Consider the following 18097-nt stretch of genomic DNA (forward strand, 5'->3'; position numbering starts at 1 on the left):
GCCTAAATTTGATGCGGTTGCCCTAATAGTATTACCTCTCTTAAATTCGAAATGTATCTTTTTTACTTCAATATTGAATAAGACCTTCCACTGTATTCTTTCTCTATCTTTGTGTGAGTATGCGAGACGATAGCCTTTATTTATCCTGAAGAGGCTTTTTCTAAATGCAAGGTTGCTTGGATTATTATCAATCAAAATGGTGTATTATTTTGCATTTACGTGTCTTTTTGATTTTCCGGTTGGGGCTTAATTGGGATGTTTTTGCTTTTTTTGGGAGGTTGATTTTTGATTTCACTTGACGATATTACTGTTTTAGTTGAGCTATGTTCGTATTATAACTAAAACACCGAAACATTTTAGTTAAGACACCGAAACGTTTTAGTTATAACACGAAATCTTTTTAGTTAAAATACGAATGTGTTTTAGCAGTAATAGAAGAGGGCTTAGTGTTACAATACAAAAAATCCGCATGCAGAGGGCTAAAATCTGTATGCGGATACATGATAGATATTTCACTATGATTTCCGTGAATTTGACAAAATGATATTTTACTCTTTAATCTTAATTCTGACAAAATGATATTTTAAGGTCAGTTTTTGCAGCTCATATGCTCTGTAGTATTTCGATGTAAAATAGCAATGCTTTGCCCCTGTACAGGTAGGGATGTGTAACATCGATTTCGAGTAAACTATTGTATTTCATAAACTGGTCTTTAAATAAAATTAGGGGAGTCACCGTGATACCGTACAAAGATACAACACGCCACCCCCCTTTGTCAATAGCCTAAGCCACAAATATGCCCACAACGCTCCGATATTATGTATTATATAGAAAGAATGATAATTTGAGATGTATCATAAGGGACATATCCTATGTCAATTATCAATAGAATACTCACAAAACAAGCTTGCAAAGGCTTTGGTAAGTTATAATTTCAGGGTATAACACAATAAGATTTGTCTTTGGCGAAGTTGGTTGTATACGTAGTACTCGTTTGCTTCTATGTTTTTATTGATATACGAAACTTCCTCATTGAGCAAATTATCACATTTCAAATCTATCTGATATCGGGTTTGGCGGTAGCTGAGACTTCCATTAAAAATAGATTTTGTAGGATAAGCACCCTCATTGGAATTTGAAATAAGGCTTTCATTATACAACTTAGCTGTAAGGTGTTCTCCCATATTCAAGATGATCCCGCTTCCTATAAGCCAGTTGTCCATACGATTCGTTGAGTATGTATTTTTATATTGATTAGTCGAATAATGGATAGAAGCATTGAGTTCTAACCAATGTGCCGGAGCACTATTGATATCTGTCCCTACAGACATGGTATGTACATGTAAGTTACTATGCTTACTTGATATGACTAAAGGGCGATTTAAATAGTTGTAATCTACTAAAAGAGAGACTAAAGTCTTTATAGACCTAAATTGTTTAGAAAGATAGAGCTGTCCTATGGCATCATATCCTATTTTTTGCCCTTTGAGTACTATACCCTCCTTGGAGGTTCCATGGAGAATAGAATTAATAATATTATTCCCGGAGCTTCTCTTTCCGGCAATAGTCAACCTTGCAAAAAAAGCTTGAATAGATCTTCTGTATTCTACATTGAGTGTACTTCCTATAGTTGATGTCTGTGGTGTAAGAAGATTTCTTCTTGTGATAATACTCTCGAAAGTAGTGTGATATGACCCGATTAGATAATCGGTAAAGCTACCCGTTTGCTGGTGTTTGAACCTTGTAGAGAAGTTTATATACCAATAACTATTGGGTCTGTAGGATAGATTAGCATTTATTCCGGGATACACCCCGAGGCTACGATGATGCTTCTTTTGCTTTTCAAAATCAGTATAGCAATAATTATCCCAGCGAAATTCCAGCGGAATTGATAAAGACCACTTGAGAGTAAAAGAAGTGTAACTAAGTGTGGGTGCAGTAGTGCAAAGTAGCTTACCTCCGTTGGCTTCACTGATGAGATCGTGAGTTGTAGATGCTATATTGCCATCTTGATAATGCCCCTCGATGTTTACATTTCCATATATATTATATGCATTGCCTACTCCCCATCCATAAGTAAATCCCGTTTGAGCCATTAATTCTTGTCCACGGAGAATCTGACGGTAAAGGTAAGTACCGGAAGGAACACCGATAGAAGCATGTGGCAGTTTTCTGTAGTTGATGAGCCCTCCTATTTTCAACAGGTTTTGATCGCTCTTTTTCATATAATTGAAGCTATCAGCAATACGAAATTCTCCAATCTTTGCATATTCATGAATAGGTACATTTTTTCGGTCAAGATCGTTATTTTCATTCAGGAAATCACCTTCAAGATGCAAGTTGTTTTGAAAATATTGGTGTGAGCTATTTTGTGTGTAATCGATAGACAGATCTGCTATATGATTTTTATTCTTATTATCCCATCTATCTTCAAACTCAACAAAGTCAGAGCCATTAAACAACTTAGCCTTCTGCCCCCCGCTTTTCTGTTGCATCTGATATTCATAAGCAAGGTTATATTTTAGCGTAGTCTCTTCTCTGAGGCGCATTAAATGATTGAAAGTCCCGCTCGTACGTTTTTGAGAGCGTGATAAACGAGAAGGTGTGCCATCGGGCAGGCGTTGAGGCAGTATATTTCTGATAGAAACATGAGGTATACTCTGAGCCTGTGCCATATCTTGAATAGGTATTTGATTGGTATTTCCAATATTAAAAGAGCCTAGAATTTGAGCTTTAGAGTTTATCAGCAGAGCATTGGCTTTTGCATCTGAAACTATTTTCTTGGATAATAATCCCCCTTCAATACCCACATCACCAGACGGATTAAGCATCTCTGTATTCTTCAATTTAATATTGAGCATGGCTCCTTCTCCTTCTTCAAGGCCTCTTAAGAGTTTAACTCGTTGAAATCGTTCCATCACGTCAATAGATTTAATATCCTCCGCCTTTACCGTACGAGTAGCGGTTTGATATTTATCTGCCACCAGATCCATGCCTTCAATATATACACCTTGAATAGGCTCTCCAAGGTAGTGGATAAATCCTCTGGTATCTACCGTTAGTCCCGGTAATTTTTTTATCAGATCTTCTGCCGAATAGGTGTCAGGTTTGATGAAAGCAGATGCTTTATAAGAAATAGTATCTCCTTTAGATATTATAGAGTTGCTTACCACGACTACCTCTGGGAGCAATTCACTTTTTTCCTCCAAATGAATGGTAAGCTTATCACCGATATTCGATGGTGTAATAGATATCTTCTGCTCATGATATCCCATAAGCCGTACTCGACATAAAACCGGCTTTTTATGATTTGACAAACTTACCCTAAAAGTACCATCCTGACGACTGGTAACGAATGCCAGAACTTGAGTAGAAGCGTTATCGTCGTCGCCTACAGGATGAAAAGTAATGATGGCATTGTGCACAGGTTTCAAAGATTTACTGTCTAATACGACTCCTTGTACTGTGTATACTACCTCCTGTGCTTGGGTAATAGTAAAGCAACAGAGAAGTAAAAATAGTGTTATTAGTTGTTTCAATGTCCCTTTTATAGCCTTAATGATCATTTTTCTATCCTTCTCAGAGGATTATATGATTGAGCTGGGGTAGCTGGCAGATTTATCATTTTAGATCCGCCTAATGAAGTCCCATTTACATATTGCGCTCTATTGTCATAATATTTGAGCTTTGTCTTTAGGACAATATTTCTATTGGCTTCAAAATATTGTTTTTTATTAAAAACAATTGGAGTTTCTCTCCGCTCTATCTTATGTAACTCAAACTTAAATTCTCCACGACTATCTTCGGCTTCCACCACTATCCCGGGCAAGCCTCTTAGTAGCCAAGGACCATCCGGTCGTTCTATGCTTGGTGCATACCAGACTACCCAATCCCTTCCGTACAATTGGGTCGTTGATTTACAACATAGGTATGCGCCTATTTTCTTCGTTTCATTGGAGTAATTCCATGATGGTAATAAGATTTCTTCTTTAGAGATAAAAGAGTCCGAAAATACTCTATCGGTAATAGTTTCCTTGTTCTCCGGATAATTTATGTACAGTGTCCAGTCTACATCATTTTGACAACTGGGCAATCTGAGAATTTTTGAGGACTCATAAGATAAGAGCCGTGTATCTTGAGGTTGATTGTTGAAATGCAATCCGAGAGAATCTCTGAGATAGTTGGCATAGCTACCAAATTTCTGGATATTATGCCCCGTCTGAAGAAGCATCAATACTCTCTCATTTACACCTTGCTCGCTATGAGAATAAATATAATAGCACAATAACGAAGCCTCTCCTACCTTTTCTACACTACGATACATCATCTTTTTCTGTGCACTGCTTATCATTGATAGAGAGAACACAAGTAGGACAATTGTAAAAAATTTATTCATATGATTATATATAAAAAGAACTAGCATACACAAAGATTCTATCCTATGTGTGTATCCTAGCTCCATAATAAACTAAAAGAATTACTGAATTACATAAGTTCCATTTGGGGTTATCAGAAGTAATGCTGATATTTCCGGTTCCACAATGGATTGATCTCATTAAGATCTCTTGTGTAATCTTCCCATTCTCCATAGGTATCAAAAAACTGCAGGTCAACACTCATGACTCTTTTTTCACACACAAAAAAGGTTGTGCATTGTGAGGCACAAGAAAAACCGGCTGTAATTGCTAAAGCTGTTAATGTTAGAAGTACTTTGCTTTCATTATCAACTGATTCTATGTTAATAATAAGTACATCTTAGATAAATATCTTTAGAACAAATATATGTATTTCTTTTAATAAAATATTGTTTAAACAATATTAATATGAGCATAGCCTTCTGAAACAAAAACACGATAAGGAATATGATCCCTTATCGTGCATTGAGTCGTTGTATTTGCAAACTGATGAGTTTATTCCAGTGTTTTGATAATTTCTTGCAAGAAGTCTTCTCCCCAATTGGGGTGTAGCTCACTGGCGGGTTTGAAAGTCTTGAATAGCTCTTGCGACTTATTGAGCAAAGGCAAAGCTACATCTTTGCCCCCACCAAAATCTTTGGGGGTATATGCCCATGTTTGTCCTTGTAAAAGGTATGGTCTGGGGTTAGAGGGGTTGATCTTGACGGCTTTGTCCAGATAATCCATTGCTTTTACGCCATCAGTGGACCAGCGATTTACCGGATCCATCAGCATAGTTGCTGTGAAGAGGTAGCTGCGTACGCAGTAAGTCTCACTCTTGTCACCGCCCAATTCTTCAGCTTTGTCCAGCCATTTGAGAGCCTGTTTAACCCCTGCTTCGCTCTCTGCGGGCTTCTTAAGAGCCATGATAGCGTTGCTATACGCTGCATAGTAATAAGGAAGCCATTGGGTTTTCTCTGCATTACCGATGCGTTCGAATTTATTGCTCAGAGCAGCTAGATCTTGTGCGCTCTTAAGTCCTTTGAACTGGGTGATAGCTTCCCTCATCGACTGTTGATACTTGTCATTTTGTGCCGCGGCATATATGCCACAAAGGCTCAGTAGACCGATAAAAATAAGATGTCTGAGTTTCATAAAATTTATTGTTATAGATTTATAGATGAGAATTAATGATTTCATCTCTGCGGTCGACCCCCAGATTGATAAAAAATCCCAGGAAAACGCTGGTGCCTATAGGTGATTTGATTGTAAAACGAGGAAACTCATTGTTTATTTTTGTATCCCCGTAGTGATACCCGAGAGTGGGATTGGAGTTGAAGATGTTTTGTACCGTGAGGACTACTACCCCTTTGAGTGATTTGCGTTCGAATGGATAGTTGTAAGAGAGATTCAAAGAGAATATCCCCGGAGTGCGCTCACTCATAAATTGCTCTTGTGGCAGATTGGGATTGCGATAAGGAAACCCCGAGTGATAAGTTAGTGCAACGTTGACCAAGGAATGTATGGATGAAAACCAACGCTTGGCAACGAATGAGGCCGTATGTTTTGCTGCAAAATCGGGCTGGGTGCTTATGGGATAATCTGCAAATAACCGGTGAGTATCCATGAAAGAATAAGAGATCCAGTACTCTGTGCCTGGTATGGACTTACCGTCACGCCAAAATAGATCAAAGCCCCGGGCATATCCTTTCCCGTCAGTCAAAACAGGTTGTACAGGAGAGAAGAAGCGTGCGAGATGCTTGTAATCTTTGTAAAAAGCCTGCAAACGAAGCAGTCTCCCTTTGTCCGGCTTACTCTCCATGGTGATGTTGGTTTGCATGCTCTGCTCTTTGTGAGGATTGACTATACCATGATTTTTGAGGTAGTCTGCTGTCTGGCTATACATCCCCCAGTCCGCCGTAAGTTTTGTCTTGGGCGTAAGTCGGAAGGTGAGGGCTGTACGTGGCAGTAGGGATGCCTTACTGACGTAACTCGAGTATTCTGCTCTCAGCCCGCCCTCAAGAGTGATATTGTGATATAGGGGCAATGTGGCTTGAGTATATAATGCACTTTGGATTTCCTTGTATCTATTATCGAATGCCGTTTGAAGAGATTGTGTGTAGTTTGCCGAAGTGTATTGAATATTGAATCCGTGCTCGAAGGTGAGTAAATGATACCGATGAAAGAAAGCTGTGCCGGCAGTGAAAAAACGGTCGGTAAGATCCCTGTCGAGAGTGAAGGGAGCAGAAGCGGGTGTAAAAAGTCTGCTGCTGTAATCGTAGCTTATGCCTACTCCCGAGCGGAGATAACTACTTGGGGATAGTTCGTGGCGGTGTGCCAACAGGATTACAGCGTAATCGGACTTGACCTTGAAAAGCCCTTCCGAATCATGAAGCATGCCCATGCGATTGACATTGATCTGTGCCAATAAATCCAATCGGTCATCAGGAGTAAGATTGAAAACTCCTTTTATCCCGGAAGTGACATTATTGTCGGGAGCCTTGAAGTGCCAACCTTTTTTCAAAAAGAGGGGCATATAGATAGATGGATTGGCATAGGTAATGCTTCCCTCAAGATAGCTCTTTTTACCTTTAAACACCTTGCCTCCGCCCAGAGAGGCGAAAATAGGAGACAAGCCGATAAACAGATTGCTTTCGGCAGGGATGTCTGTGAGATTGAGTTCCAGGGCGCCACTCAAAGCATTACCGTTGCGTACGCTATAGCCCCCTGTACTCAGGCTCATGCCTTGGAATGTACCTGTCTCGAAACGACCTCGTCCGGGTGAACTGGCAATACCGTCGGAAAAGAAATTCTTGATCACTATGCCATTAATAGTTACCACAGCTTCACGAGATTCGCCACCACGGATAAAGAAGCCCTCGCGACTGTCGACTTGTTGAAGCCCCGGAGTAGATCTGAAGGCCATAGACAGGTCGGCATTACCCAGTGGATTGGTATAAACATCCATCTGATTGAGCGCTACTTTGTCTCCCGCACCCGTTCTGAGGGAAGATGCGCTCACCACAACTTCTTGTAGCATGATGCTTTCTTTGCGTTTGAGCAAAACATCCTGTGAAACCTCTTTCTTCAGATGAGGTATTATAGTGAGCGTGTCGGCTTCGTATTCGGGATGCGATACGATGAGGTAGATGGTATCTGCCCTTTCTGTGGTGAAATCAAAATGTCCTTGTGCGTCGGATGTAGCACCATCATAAGCATCGCGCACTGCAATGTTGGCTTTAGCTACGGGCTTGTTGGCCTTGTCAAATACACGTCCTTTGATCTTGAGATCTGTAGCTCCGAGTGATGTCAGTGTAGTGCATGTAAGCAATAATTGAATCAAAATGGATTTCATAATCTGTGATTAATGTATGATTTGAGAGCTTCTACATAGTGGTCGAAAGCATCTATCCCCTTGCGTGTAATTTTGATGGTGGTACATGGGCGTTTGCCTTTGAAAGATTTTGTGATCTTGACATAGCCTGCACCTGCAAGCTTGTCGAGCTGTAAGCTCAAATTGCCGGCACTGACTCCCGTTTCGTTTTTGAGGAAAACAAAATCGGCTTCTTCCAGAGATATCAAAAGTGACATCACGGCAAGTCTGAGCTCGGAATGGATAATAGGGTCTAAAGATTCCACTACGCAACACCTCCTTTGCCTTCGGACATTCTTTTATACTTATACCTGAGTATATGCCCCGGTACAATCATCATGATACCGATAAGTAATGAGAAAGAAAGCATCTGCAAACTCCACTCTTTCATGAAAAGTAGCACGGAAGAAGCTATGAGTGTGACAATGCCCGAGAGTTCGAGCTCCTTTGCCTGAACGATGTAGCCTGTAAGCGAAGTGGCTATACCCAATAGCATGGCGACTAAGAACAGGATGGGGAGGTAAGAGATAAATATAGTGAATGTGCTGAGCACCAATATAGTGATGCCGATGATACGCCATATGTATCCCACAAGCTCGTCAGTATAGTTCTTGGAATAGCCTTTACCGTCGGAGAGAGATTTTCTTTTGGAATAATTCCAATAGGTGAGCGGAAAACAAATGAGTGGCAGTAAATACCACAGATAAAAAGCACGCAAATCATGCGTAAGCGTGTAAGATATCCAAACTAAGAAAGTGGTGATAATAGATGCGTAACCCCATATTAAGAAGGTAACGGCTGTATCTCGTGAAACGCGAGTGCGTGTACGACTGATCATTTTGGAAATAATTTCAAGGCTTTCTTGTCTGCTGATAGTTCTATTATCCATGGCTGTAATTGTTATTATTCAATATTTTAGCAATCCTACTTTCACGCAAAGTTAATTAGTTAATTTTATTAACCAAATATTTTAACATAAATTATATGATAAAAGGAAAGGGAGCTTTCCAATCAAAGAAAGCTCCCCAATATTGTGGGTGCAATGGAATCCCACAACTTATAAAATATTCTTTTTATATAACCTACCTTTTCGCTGTGCGCCACATGACCTTATCTTTGACAGATTCGCTACGTGCACATGTCAGCACTTTTGATTCGAAAGCAAGAGTAATGCTTTACTTTTACTCTGTTGTTGATGCACTCAAAATCTTCACCGGAGATTTCAGATTCCATCTATCGGCAGACTGAATGGCGATATAATACTTAGTATTGGCTTCGAGCTTAGGGATGGTAAGCTGAACGCTTTCTCCCGGTTTATAACCCAAGCCAATAACATCAAAATCCTTGACGCCCTGAGGCTGAAAATTACCGGGCGTCAATTCGTTTTTACTTACATATACATAATATCTTGCAGCAATGTCATCGTCTTTGTCGGCGCATGCTTTCCACGTAATGGATATAGCATCCCTGCCATTATTAAGCACTATCACTTCTCCCACGGCATCGGGTTTGATGTTTCTATTTGTTGCAAAAGCCTTGCCGGCATCAATATATCCGGCACCTAATTTATTGGCAAAATCAGGATTGACTTTATTGACATTTACAGGCCTTAGATTTCCCAATAACTTCCGTCTTAAATCATCACAAGTAAATCCCCAGCCTCCAAAGTGAGAAATTATAAGAGCAGCTATCCCTGAAACCTGAGGACAAGCCATTGATGTACCTTGCATATAACCATACTTAACACGAGCACCCACAGATTCCGGCAAAGTACTGTATATCATACCTCTTTCTCCAAAATTACGATCTCCTCCGGGAGCCATTACAGTAACCCAATTCCCCCGATTTGTATAATGAGCTTTACTAAAATTAGGAGCCATAGCAGAAACAGATATTACACTCCGGTAAGATGAAGGAAGGGCTTCATATTCTTGATTATTATTTCCTGCAGCAAATACAACGATACCGCCTTTCATCGGAGAATCAGATTTCTGATTGCCATCCTTGTCACATCCGGCATATTTGATAAAATAATCGATGGCATCTCTCATTGATTGAGGAAGGGTATGAGGACCCGGATAACCATATGTCCATGAGTTCTGAGAAATGAGAGCACCATTGTCAGCTCCGTACTTCACGGCTGCTGCTGAATTTACACTTTCATTCCTACCCGTTCTCATAATTTGGCAGCTCATGAGCTTTACTCCACTATCTCGGGAACCATTTCCTCCGGCAACACCGCATACTCCTATACCATTGTTATTTCTTGCTCCTACAATACCGGCAACATGTGTACCATGCCCTGAAATGTCGGGTACAATACGACCATTATCATCTAAAAAATTATAACCAAAAGCATCATCAATATATCCGTTTTTATCATCATCAACGCCTGGTCTTCCTCCATATTCAGCCCGATTGATATAAATATTATCTCTCAAATCCTCATGATGGATGTCAATGCCACCATCTACAATAGCGACAACGATATTGGAATTACCAGCAGTATAGTCCCATGCTTCGAAAAGGTTGATGTCAGCGCCTTTATGACTTCTTTCATAAAGTCCCTGATTTAAGTAGTTCCATTGATAGATAAGCCCCGGATCATTAAATGGCATTCTAACTGTGCTTCTCGGAAGTGGGGTCGCAAAATGAACCTTAGAGTCGGGCACAGAAGTCGCATAGACTTTTTCCAAAATAGAAATATCTTTATTCTCAGCCATAGTGCGAAGAGCTTCATCAAGATTCTTCTTGGAATCGAACTTTACTGTATACCACAAGTGTAGCCCCTCTTTTCGGCTTCTCTCTTCATATTCTCCGGCATCAGGGAAAATACGACGAGCTTCTACAGCTCCGATAGAATTCATAGATCTGAGTATGCCCGGGGAAAAACTCCTCAAAGAAACTTCTCCGGATTTTAATACTTCTAACGATTTTGCGACATCTTCAGATACTTTAATATTCATTTCTCCCGGTATTCCATTACCATTCGAAGCTATATTCTGGATGTTTTCCAATCCTGATATTTTAGTAGAAGCATTATCAAAATCCCTTTCGGTAGAGCATGATCCCAATACCGAAGCAATACATAAGCTGTAAAAAATATATTTATTCATAAAAAATAAGATTACAAAAGAAAGCACATATTCACAAGTCTTAATTATGTGATATTCATGCCTTCTAATAATTAAATAAAAGAGAATGAAAATGCTACCTCATAAGCATTGACCTTCTTTACTAAAGTATAAATAACAGAGATTAGCATATCTATTTTGACGAATAGAGTTAACACCTACAAATACAAAATAGATATGTCCGGTACTCAACTGAAAAGTATAAAAAGCTTACATAAGAATATTTTATAAATAGACAATTATGATTGAGAAGTATATCACAAGGTTAATATTATGCAGGGGGAGATCACATTCGCCCCCCTTAGCATACATACTTTATTTAGTCATTAAATATGAGTAGTAATACTAAATACTTTGGGAGAAGATCTAAGCCCCCAACGATCCACTGCCTGAATAGCAAAATAATAACGAGTATTGGGTTCCAGATCAGATACCGTATATTCCATACGCTGTCCTGAACTATAGCCCGCTGCTACGATAGAATGTTTTTTGAGGTATTGTGTTTCAAAATTATCCACGCTTAAAGGTTCTTTACTCATATAAAGAATGTATTTGTCCGCAGTAGTATCATCTTTATCTACGACAGTGTTCCATATCAGATTCATTTTATTAGCACTAACGAGGGGATTTAAAAAATCGGGAGCGTCCAGAGCATATTTGAGATTTGAAACAAAAGCTTTACCTGCATCAAGATATCCACAACCCAGTTTATTGGTATATTGCGGGTTTAGCTCATTGATATCAATAGGCTTGATGCTTGCCAATAATCTTTTCTTCAGATCATCACATGTAAATCCAGCCTTACCGTATTTGGAAATAATAAGTGCAGCCAAACCGGATACATGGGGGCAAGCCATAGAAGTTCCTTGCATATAACCGTACTTAACTTTTTTACCTATAGAGGGGGGCAATGTACTGTATACTTTCCCTTGAGTTGTAAAGGTAGAATCTCCTCCGGGTGCCATAATCGAAACCCATTTTCCCAAATTGCTATACCATGCCCTTGTAAAGTTAGGAGCCATAGAGGAAACTGATATTACTTCGGGATAAGAAGCGGGATGTACATTATATTCACGATTTTCATTTCCCACAGCAAAAATGACTACCCCTCCCTTCATTAATGAATTAGATTTTTGATTTCCATTTTCGTCACAACCCGCATATTTTATAAAATAATCTATGGCATCTTTTATTAAAGCAGGCAAAGCTTGAGGTCCCGAATGAGGATAAGCCCATGAATTTTGTGAAATCAAAGCACCGTTATCTGCTCCGTATTTTATAGCCTTTGCATTATCTTGAGTATAACATAGTATATTTACAAAGGTTTGACAACTCATAAGCCGTACTCCACTGTTAGGAGATCCATCACCTCCGGCAACGCCACATACTCCTATACCATTATTATTTTTTGCCCCTACAATACCTGCGACGTGAGTACCATGTCCCATTGAGTCAGGGACAATCTGGCCTTTGTTATTATAAAAATTATAACCATATATATCATCTACATATCCGTTCTTATCATCATCTACATTAGGAAGTCCGTTTTTTTCAGCTTCATTGATATACATATTATCTTTGAGATCTTCATGGGAGTAATCAATACCACCATCCACAACCGACACGATGACTTGAGGCTTGCCGGTTGTATAACGCCATGCTTCATATAGGTTGATATCTGCACCTTTCACACTCCGGGGATAAAGACCCTGATTGTCATAGTGCCATTGATAAATCAAGCCCGGATCGTTAAACGGCAACTCCTTTTCACTCTTGGGAAAAACAACAGGTGTGTCATCAACGCTAAGATCCGGGATGGATGTAGCATAACTTTTCTCGACGATACTAATGTCAGAATTTTGAGACATAAGGTCAAGGGCTTTATCAAGGTTTTGCTTAACATCGAACTTAACATTGTACCACAAATGCAAGCCCATTTCCCGACTTCTGGCTTCGTACTTACCGGCATCGGGGAATACACGGGCAGCTTCAGTGGTACCAATAGAACTCATTGCCCTCATAATACCGGGAGTGAAACTTCTAAGAGAAGTCTTACCGGTTTGAGATACTTCAAGCGACCTGGCCACTTCCTCTGACACTTTGATATTCATTTCTCCCGGGATCCCGTTACCGACAAGATTTATAGCCGGCTGTACCTTATTTGGGGAAGAACTGTAGGTAACATTGTCAAACTCCCTTTCGGATGTACAAGAGCTTAACATGGCTGAAATACATAATGAGTAAAGAATATATTTTTTCATAGGTAAAATTTTATGGCTATAATCCAAAGTCCTATTTTACGCAAATACAACATCAGATAAGCCCGTTAGAAAATAAATAAAAGTGGATGCGACTTAAATAAAAACAGGCGCCCACACAATAACTTTACATAAAATATAAACAGAGAGTTGCTATACCATCTTCAAAAACAAGTTCTAAGAATAAATAAGAACAAAAAAGATAAAGTGTAACACACATCCGGCTAAAAGACACATTTTCCCTAAAGAAGGAATACTGGAACAACTAACAAAGGATGTTTAACAAAAAGGCAACGAATCAGCAAATAAGAGATCAGACAGAGGGCTTTGAATTAAAAACAAATGCATCTAAATAACAATATAAATAAAAATACATCCGAAAACCAGGCTATTGACTTTGGTAATAGTGGCTCACAGTTATATTGCAAAAATAAGAATAATTCTCAGAAAAACACATTTTCAAAATAAAGATTCAAAGGCTTTACCTCCATAGTATTACTTAAGGCTTTTTCCAATTCAATGAAGGCTATTTAATGCTAATAGGAAGTAATTTAGAGTATTTATTAACTTTGTATTTTAGAAAATCTATTCATAACAATTGTCCTCTATGAAATATATCTATAAATTAGGATCTAAACTTCACTTATCCTTGGGATTTTGTAGTATTGTGCTGGCTTTTGCTCTCGCCGGATGCGGTACCGGGGCAAAAACTATGCATGACAATGTAAGCGCCAAGCCTTTTGGTGACAGATATGTTGTAGTATTGTCTCTTGATGGCTTCCGTTACGACTATTGGAAAAAAGCTCAGACCCCCACACTGGATTCTTTGGCCAGACATAGTACTTACGGCAGACTGAGACCTTGTTTTCCGTCTCTTACATTCCCCAATCACTACGCTATGGCTACGGGCTTGCATCCTGATCATCATGGTATCGTTGCAAATGAGTTTTGGGATCCGGAACATGGACATTACCGTTTAGGAGATAGAAAAGCTGTGGAAAACCCGGCTTTCTATAATGGAGAACCTGCTTGGAATACTGCTCGCAGACAAGGAGTCAATACAGCAAGTTTCTTCTGGGTCGGATCTGAAACTCCCATCAATGGACATCACCCCCATCGCTGGAAAAAATTCAACGACAAAGTGCCTTACATGAATAGGGCAGACTCTGTAATCAGTTGGTTGCAATTGCCTGAAAAGGAAAGACCTCACCTGATCATGTGGTATATAGAAGAGCCTGATCATACAGGACACGAACAAACACCCGAGAGCCCCGTAACGCTGGCTATGGTATCACACCTTGATAGTATATTGGGCGCTTTTCTGTATAAGATGAATCAACTGCCCATTGCGTCCAAGATCGATTTCCTACTTGTGTCGGATCACGGTATGGCTACCTATACTCCGGACAAAAGCGTGAATCTTGCCGATTATGTCGATAGAGATCAGTTCGATCATGTCGCCACCGGCGCATTTACTCATCTGTATCCCAAGAAAGATATGGCACAGGATCTATACAATAAATTACAGAAGGTGCCTCACGTGAGAGTATTTTGGAAAAAAGATGTGCCCACATATCTTCATTATGGCACCAATGCACGTATTGGTGACATTGTCGTTATCCCCAATATAGGTACTATGGTTTACTTTGCCAAAAATCCTAATTTCAAGACGGGTGGTGCACATGGATATGACAATAAGGCTCCAGAGATGAACGCTATCTTCATGGCAAACGGGCCTCACTTCCGCTCGGATTCGGAGCTCTCACAACCTTTGCTCAATCTTAATGTTTACGGTATTATCTGTAAACTACTCAACATTACCCCTGCTCCTAATGATGGCGATGTATCAGAAGTGAATAAACTGATTGTGCCCGCTCATCAAAAATAAACTTACTTATCGCTCATGATAATAGCTCGAAAGAAGAGAAAGGAAAATATCTCTGAATACCTCTTATATATGTGGCAAGTGGAAGATCTGATACGTGCCGCCGATTGTAATATGGATAATATACGCAAGCTTATACTGAATCGGTATGAGGTAGATGAGCCTACACGGCAAGAGATAGAAACATGGTATCAAGAGCTGACAGATATGATGCTGACCGAAGGCGTACGCGAGAGTGGACACCTCAATATCAATCGTATTGTGATGATGGAGCTGGAGGACCTGAGTAAAGAACTCCTTGCAGATCCTAAACAAACGATATATACCAGCCTCTACTACCAAGTATTACCTGCTATAATCCAACTCCGCGAGAAAAACGGGGGCAATAATGCGGGCGAGATAGAAACATGCTTCAATGCTGTGTACGGCTATCTTACCTTGCGCTTGCAAAACAAGCTTGTGAGTGAAGACACTCAGAAGTCCATCAAGCAGATCAGCACCTTTCTTGCCATGCTTGCGGATAGATTCAAGCATAGAGATGATGTTATCGAAGAAGAATAAGAAGTAATACAAGGCATGCATTCATCCAAACCTCTTATTATTGTTACCGGGTCAGCCGGTCAGTTGGGGCTCTGCATTCAAGACATTGCCCCGCTGTATCCACATCTGCATTTCGAGTTTACAGATGTAGATCGCTTGGATATCACTCATCCACATGCTTTGGAGCAATATCTTGAGGAAAGTCAGCTTTCACAGGCGCCATCGCTTCTCATCAATTGTGCTGCATACACGGTAGTAGACAAAGCCGAGAGTGAGCCTCAAAAGGCTACTCTACTCAATACCCATGCCGTGGAATACCTTGCACAGAGTTGTCGTTTGTTAGGGTGCATGATGATACAAATCAGTACCGATTATGTATTCGATGGCAAAGGATATATCCCCTATACCACCACGGATACCAAGAATCCGCAATCAATATATGGGCATACCAAAAGCATGGCGGAAGATATTGTGTGCGACATTTTAGGTGATCATGCTTTGGTTTTGCGTACGGCGTGGCTTTATTCGCCATATTGTGCTAACTTTGCACTGACAATGTTGCGCTTGGCAAAAGAAAAAGAGATCGTTAAGGTTGTGGATGACCAGATAGGAAGCCCTACTTATGCTCCACATCTGGCACAGATTTTATGTATGATTACCGATTGCGCCCTAAGGGAACGAAGCTTCCGCACACGTTACCTTCATTACACTGATGCAGGTGTATGTAGCTGGTACGATTTTGCTCATAGCATCATTTCTCAATCTCCTTTTTCCTCTCGGTGCAAAGTGTTGCCCATACCGTCATCTGACTATCCGGTGCCGGCCAAGCGACCTTTTTACAGTGTACTCAGCAAACAAGAAATACAACATATATACGGTGTGATACCTACTCATTGGAGTGTGGGCGTCACTGAATTTTTAAATAAAATATGAGCCAATACTCTGACGAGATCAAACTAAGACGTACTTTCGCTATCATAAGTCACCCGGATGCAGGTAAGACTACACTCACGGAAAAACTACTCCTTTTTGGGGGAGCTATTCATGTGGCGGGTGCCGTAAAAAGTAATAAGATCAAGAAAACCGCCACCAGTGACTGGATGGAAATCGAAAAGCAACGCGGTATCTCAGTAGCAACTTCCGTGATGGGATTTAACTATAATGGTCACAAGATCAATATTCTTGATACACCGGGTCACCAGGACTTTGCCGAAGACACCTTCCGCACACTAACCGCTGTGGATAGTGTAATCATTGTCATCGATGGTGCCAAAGGGGTGGAAGCACAAACACGCAAACTGATGGAAGTATGCCGCATGCGCAAAACTCCCGTTATTGTTTTCATCAATAAGATGGATCGTGAGGGACAAGATCCGTTTGATCTGCTCGATGAGATAGAAGAAGAACTTCAGATAAGTGTGCGCCCGCTATCATGGCCGATTGATATGGGACAGCGCTTCAAGGGGGTATATAATATATATGAGCAAGGGCTCAATCTGTTTACACCTGACAAACAACGCATCACCGAGTCAGTGGCGTTCAAAGATCTCAGCTCTCCCGAACTTGAAAATTACATCCGCCACAGTCAAGCTCAGAAACTACGGTCGGATATAGAGCTCATCGATGGCGTATATCCTGAGTTTGATAGGGAAACATATCTCAAAGGAGAGGTGGCTCCGGTATTCTTCGGATCCGCACTCAATAATTTCGGGGTGCAAGAGCTCCTCAACTGCTTTATCGAGATCGCTCCCGAACCCCAGCCCATACAAGCCATAGAGCGGAAAGTAGATCCGCACGAAGAGGCTTTTACCGGATTTGTGTTTAAAATCCATGCGAATATGGATCCCAACCACCGCAGTTGTATCGCTTTTGTGAAAATATGCTCCGGCAAATTTGAGCGCAACGTCAATTACAAACATATCAGATTGGGTAAGATGATGCGTTTCAGTAGCCCCACAGCTTTTATGGCGCAGAAAAAAGAGACCGTCGACGAAGCTTATGCCGGTGATATTATCGGCCTTCCCGATACGGGTAACTTCCAGATTGGAGATACGCTTACTTCCGGTGAGGAGCTTCACTTCAAAGGCTTGCCCAGCTTCTCTCCGGAATTATTCAAATACATTGAGAATGATGACCCGATGAAAGCCAAACAGCTCTCCAAGGGAATAGATCAACTCATGGGGGAGGGAGTTGCTCAGCTTTTTACTAATCAATTCAACGGACGCAAGATTATCGGTACTGTGGGGCAGCTCCAATTCGAGGTAATCCAGTATCGTCTATTGCATGAGTACGGGGCGCAATGCCGTTGGGATCCTATCCACTTATATAAAGCTTGCTGGATAGAGAGTGATAACAAGGAATCTTTGGACAATTTCAAAAGGCGCAAGTCCCAATATATGGCCAAAGATATTGCCGGGCGCGATGTTTATCTGGCAGATTCAGGCTATGTGCTTACTATGGCTCAGCAGGACTTCCCTGATATCAAATTCCACTTCACTTCAGAATTCTGATTT

12 protein-coding genes are annotated in these 18097 nt (G+C 40.5%); 4 read left to right on the forward strand and 8 right to left on the reverse strand.

Features of this window, described 5'->3' with window-relative positions:
* Positions 1-926 precede the first annotated feature (926 nt).
* The 8 genes from VYJ22_RS01745 to VYJ22_RS01780 form a co-directional block, all read right to left on the reverse strand.
* On the reverse strand, positions 927-3539 hold the full coding sequence (locus VYJ22_RS01745; RefSeq protein WP_329904681.1) for a peptidase associated/transthyretin-like domain-containing protein: 2613 nt from the start codon (positions 3537-3539) through the stop codon (positions 927-929).
* Positions 3540-3562: 23 nt separating this feature from the next.
* On the reverse strand, positions 3563-4396 hold the full coding sequence (locus VYJ22_RS01750) for a GLPGLI family protein (protein ID WP_329904682.1): 834 nt from the start codon (positions 4394-4396) through the stop codon (positions 3563-3565).
* Positions 4397-4910: 514 nt separating this feature from the next.
* Entirely contained in the window at positions 4911-5549 is a 639-nt protein-coding gene (locus VYJ22_RS01755) for a hypothetical protein (RefSeq protein ID WP_329904683.1), read from the reverse strand.
* 19 nt (positions 5550-5568) lie between these two features.
* A complete protein-coding gene (locus VYJ22_RS01760) occupies positions 5569-7749 on the reverse strand; it encodes a TonB-dependent receptor (RefSeq protein WP_329904685.1) in 2181 nt (726 codons plus the stop codon).
* The gene (locus tag VYJ22_RS01765; protein ID WP_329904686.1) at positions 7746-8033 is read right to left on the reverse strand and encodes a winged helix-turn-helix domain-containing protein; all 288 of its coding nucleotides are present in this window, start codon (positions 8031-8033) and stop codon (positions 7746-7748) included. The genes VYJ22_RS01760 and VYJ22_RS01765 overlap by 4 nt, the downstream gene beginning before the upstream one ends.
* Positions 8033-8656, reverse strand: coding sequence for a hypothetical protein (locus tag VYJ22_RS01770; RefSeq protein WP_329904687.1), 624 nt, complete (start codon positions 8654-8656; stop codon positions 8033-8035). Before VYJ22_RS01770 ends, VYJ22_RS01765 begins: the two co-directional genes overlap by 1 nt.
* A 292-nt stretch (positions 8657-8948) precedes the next feature.
* The gene (locus tag VYJ22_RS01775) at positions 8949-10883 is read right to left on the reverse strand and encodes a S8 family serine peptidase (protein WP_329904688.1); all 1935 of its coding nucleotides are present in this window, start codon (positions 10881-10883) and stop codon (positions 8949-8951) included.
* A gap of 344 nt (positions 10884-11227) precedes the next feature.
* Entirely contained in the window at positions 11228-13162 is a 1935-nt protein-coding gene (locus VYJ22_RS01780; protein WP_329904689.1) for a S8 family serine peptidase, read from the reverse strand.
* Between the two features lie 604 nt (positions 13163-13766).
* Between VYJ22_RS01780 and VYJ22_RS01785 the strand changes: the two genes are divergently transcribed.
* The 4 genes from VYJ22_RS01785 to VYJ22_RS01800 are packed head-to-tail and all read left to right on the forward strand — an operon-like array spanning position 13767 to position 18094.
* Positions 13767-15047, forward strand: coding sequence for an alkaline phosphatase family protein (locus VYJ22_RS01785; protein ID WP_329904690.1), 1281 nt, complete (start codon positions 13767-13769; stop codon positions 15045-15047).
* A 15-nt stretch (positions 15048-15062) separates the two neighbouring features.
* On the forward strand, positions 15063-15605 hold the full coding sequence (locus VYJ22_RS01790; protein ID WP_329904692.1) for a DUF4924 family protein: 543 nt from the start codon (positions 15063-15065) through the stop codon (positions 15603-15605).
* Positions 15606-15620: 15 nt separating this feature from the next.
* Positions 15621-16517 (forward strand): dTDP-4-dehydrorhamnose reductase, encoded by an 897-nt coding sequence (gene rfbD / locus VYJ22_RS01795; RefSeq protein ID WP_329904693.1) that lies wholly within the window; start codon positions 15621-15623, stop codon positions 16515-16517.
* Entirely contained in the window at positions 16514-18094 is a 1581-nt protein-coding gene (locus tag VYJ22_RS01800; protein ID WP_329904694.1) for a peptide chain release factor 3, read from the forward strand. The genes rfbD and VYJ22_RS01800 overlap by 4 nt, the downstream gene beginning before the upstream one ends.
* Positions 18095-18097: the final 3 nt, after the last annotated feature.

Source organism: Porphyromonas pogonae (assembly GCF_036320655.1).
Lineage (GTDB): Bacteria > Bacteroidota > Bacteroidia > Bacteroidales > Porphyromonadaceae > Porphyromonas > Porphyromonas pogonae.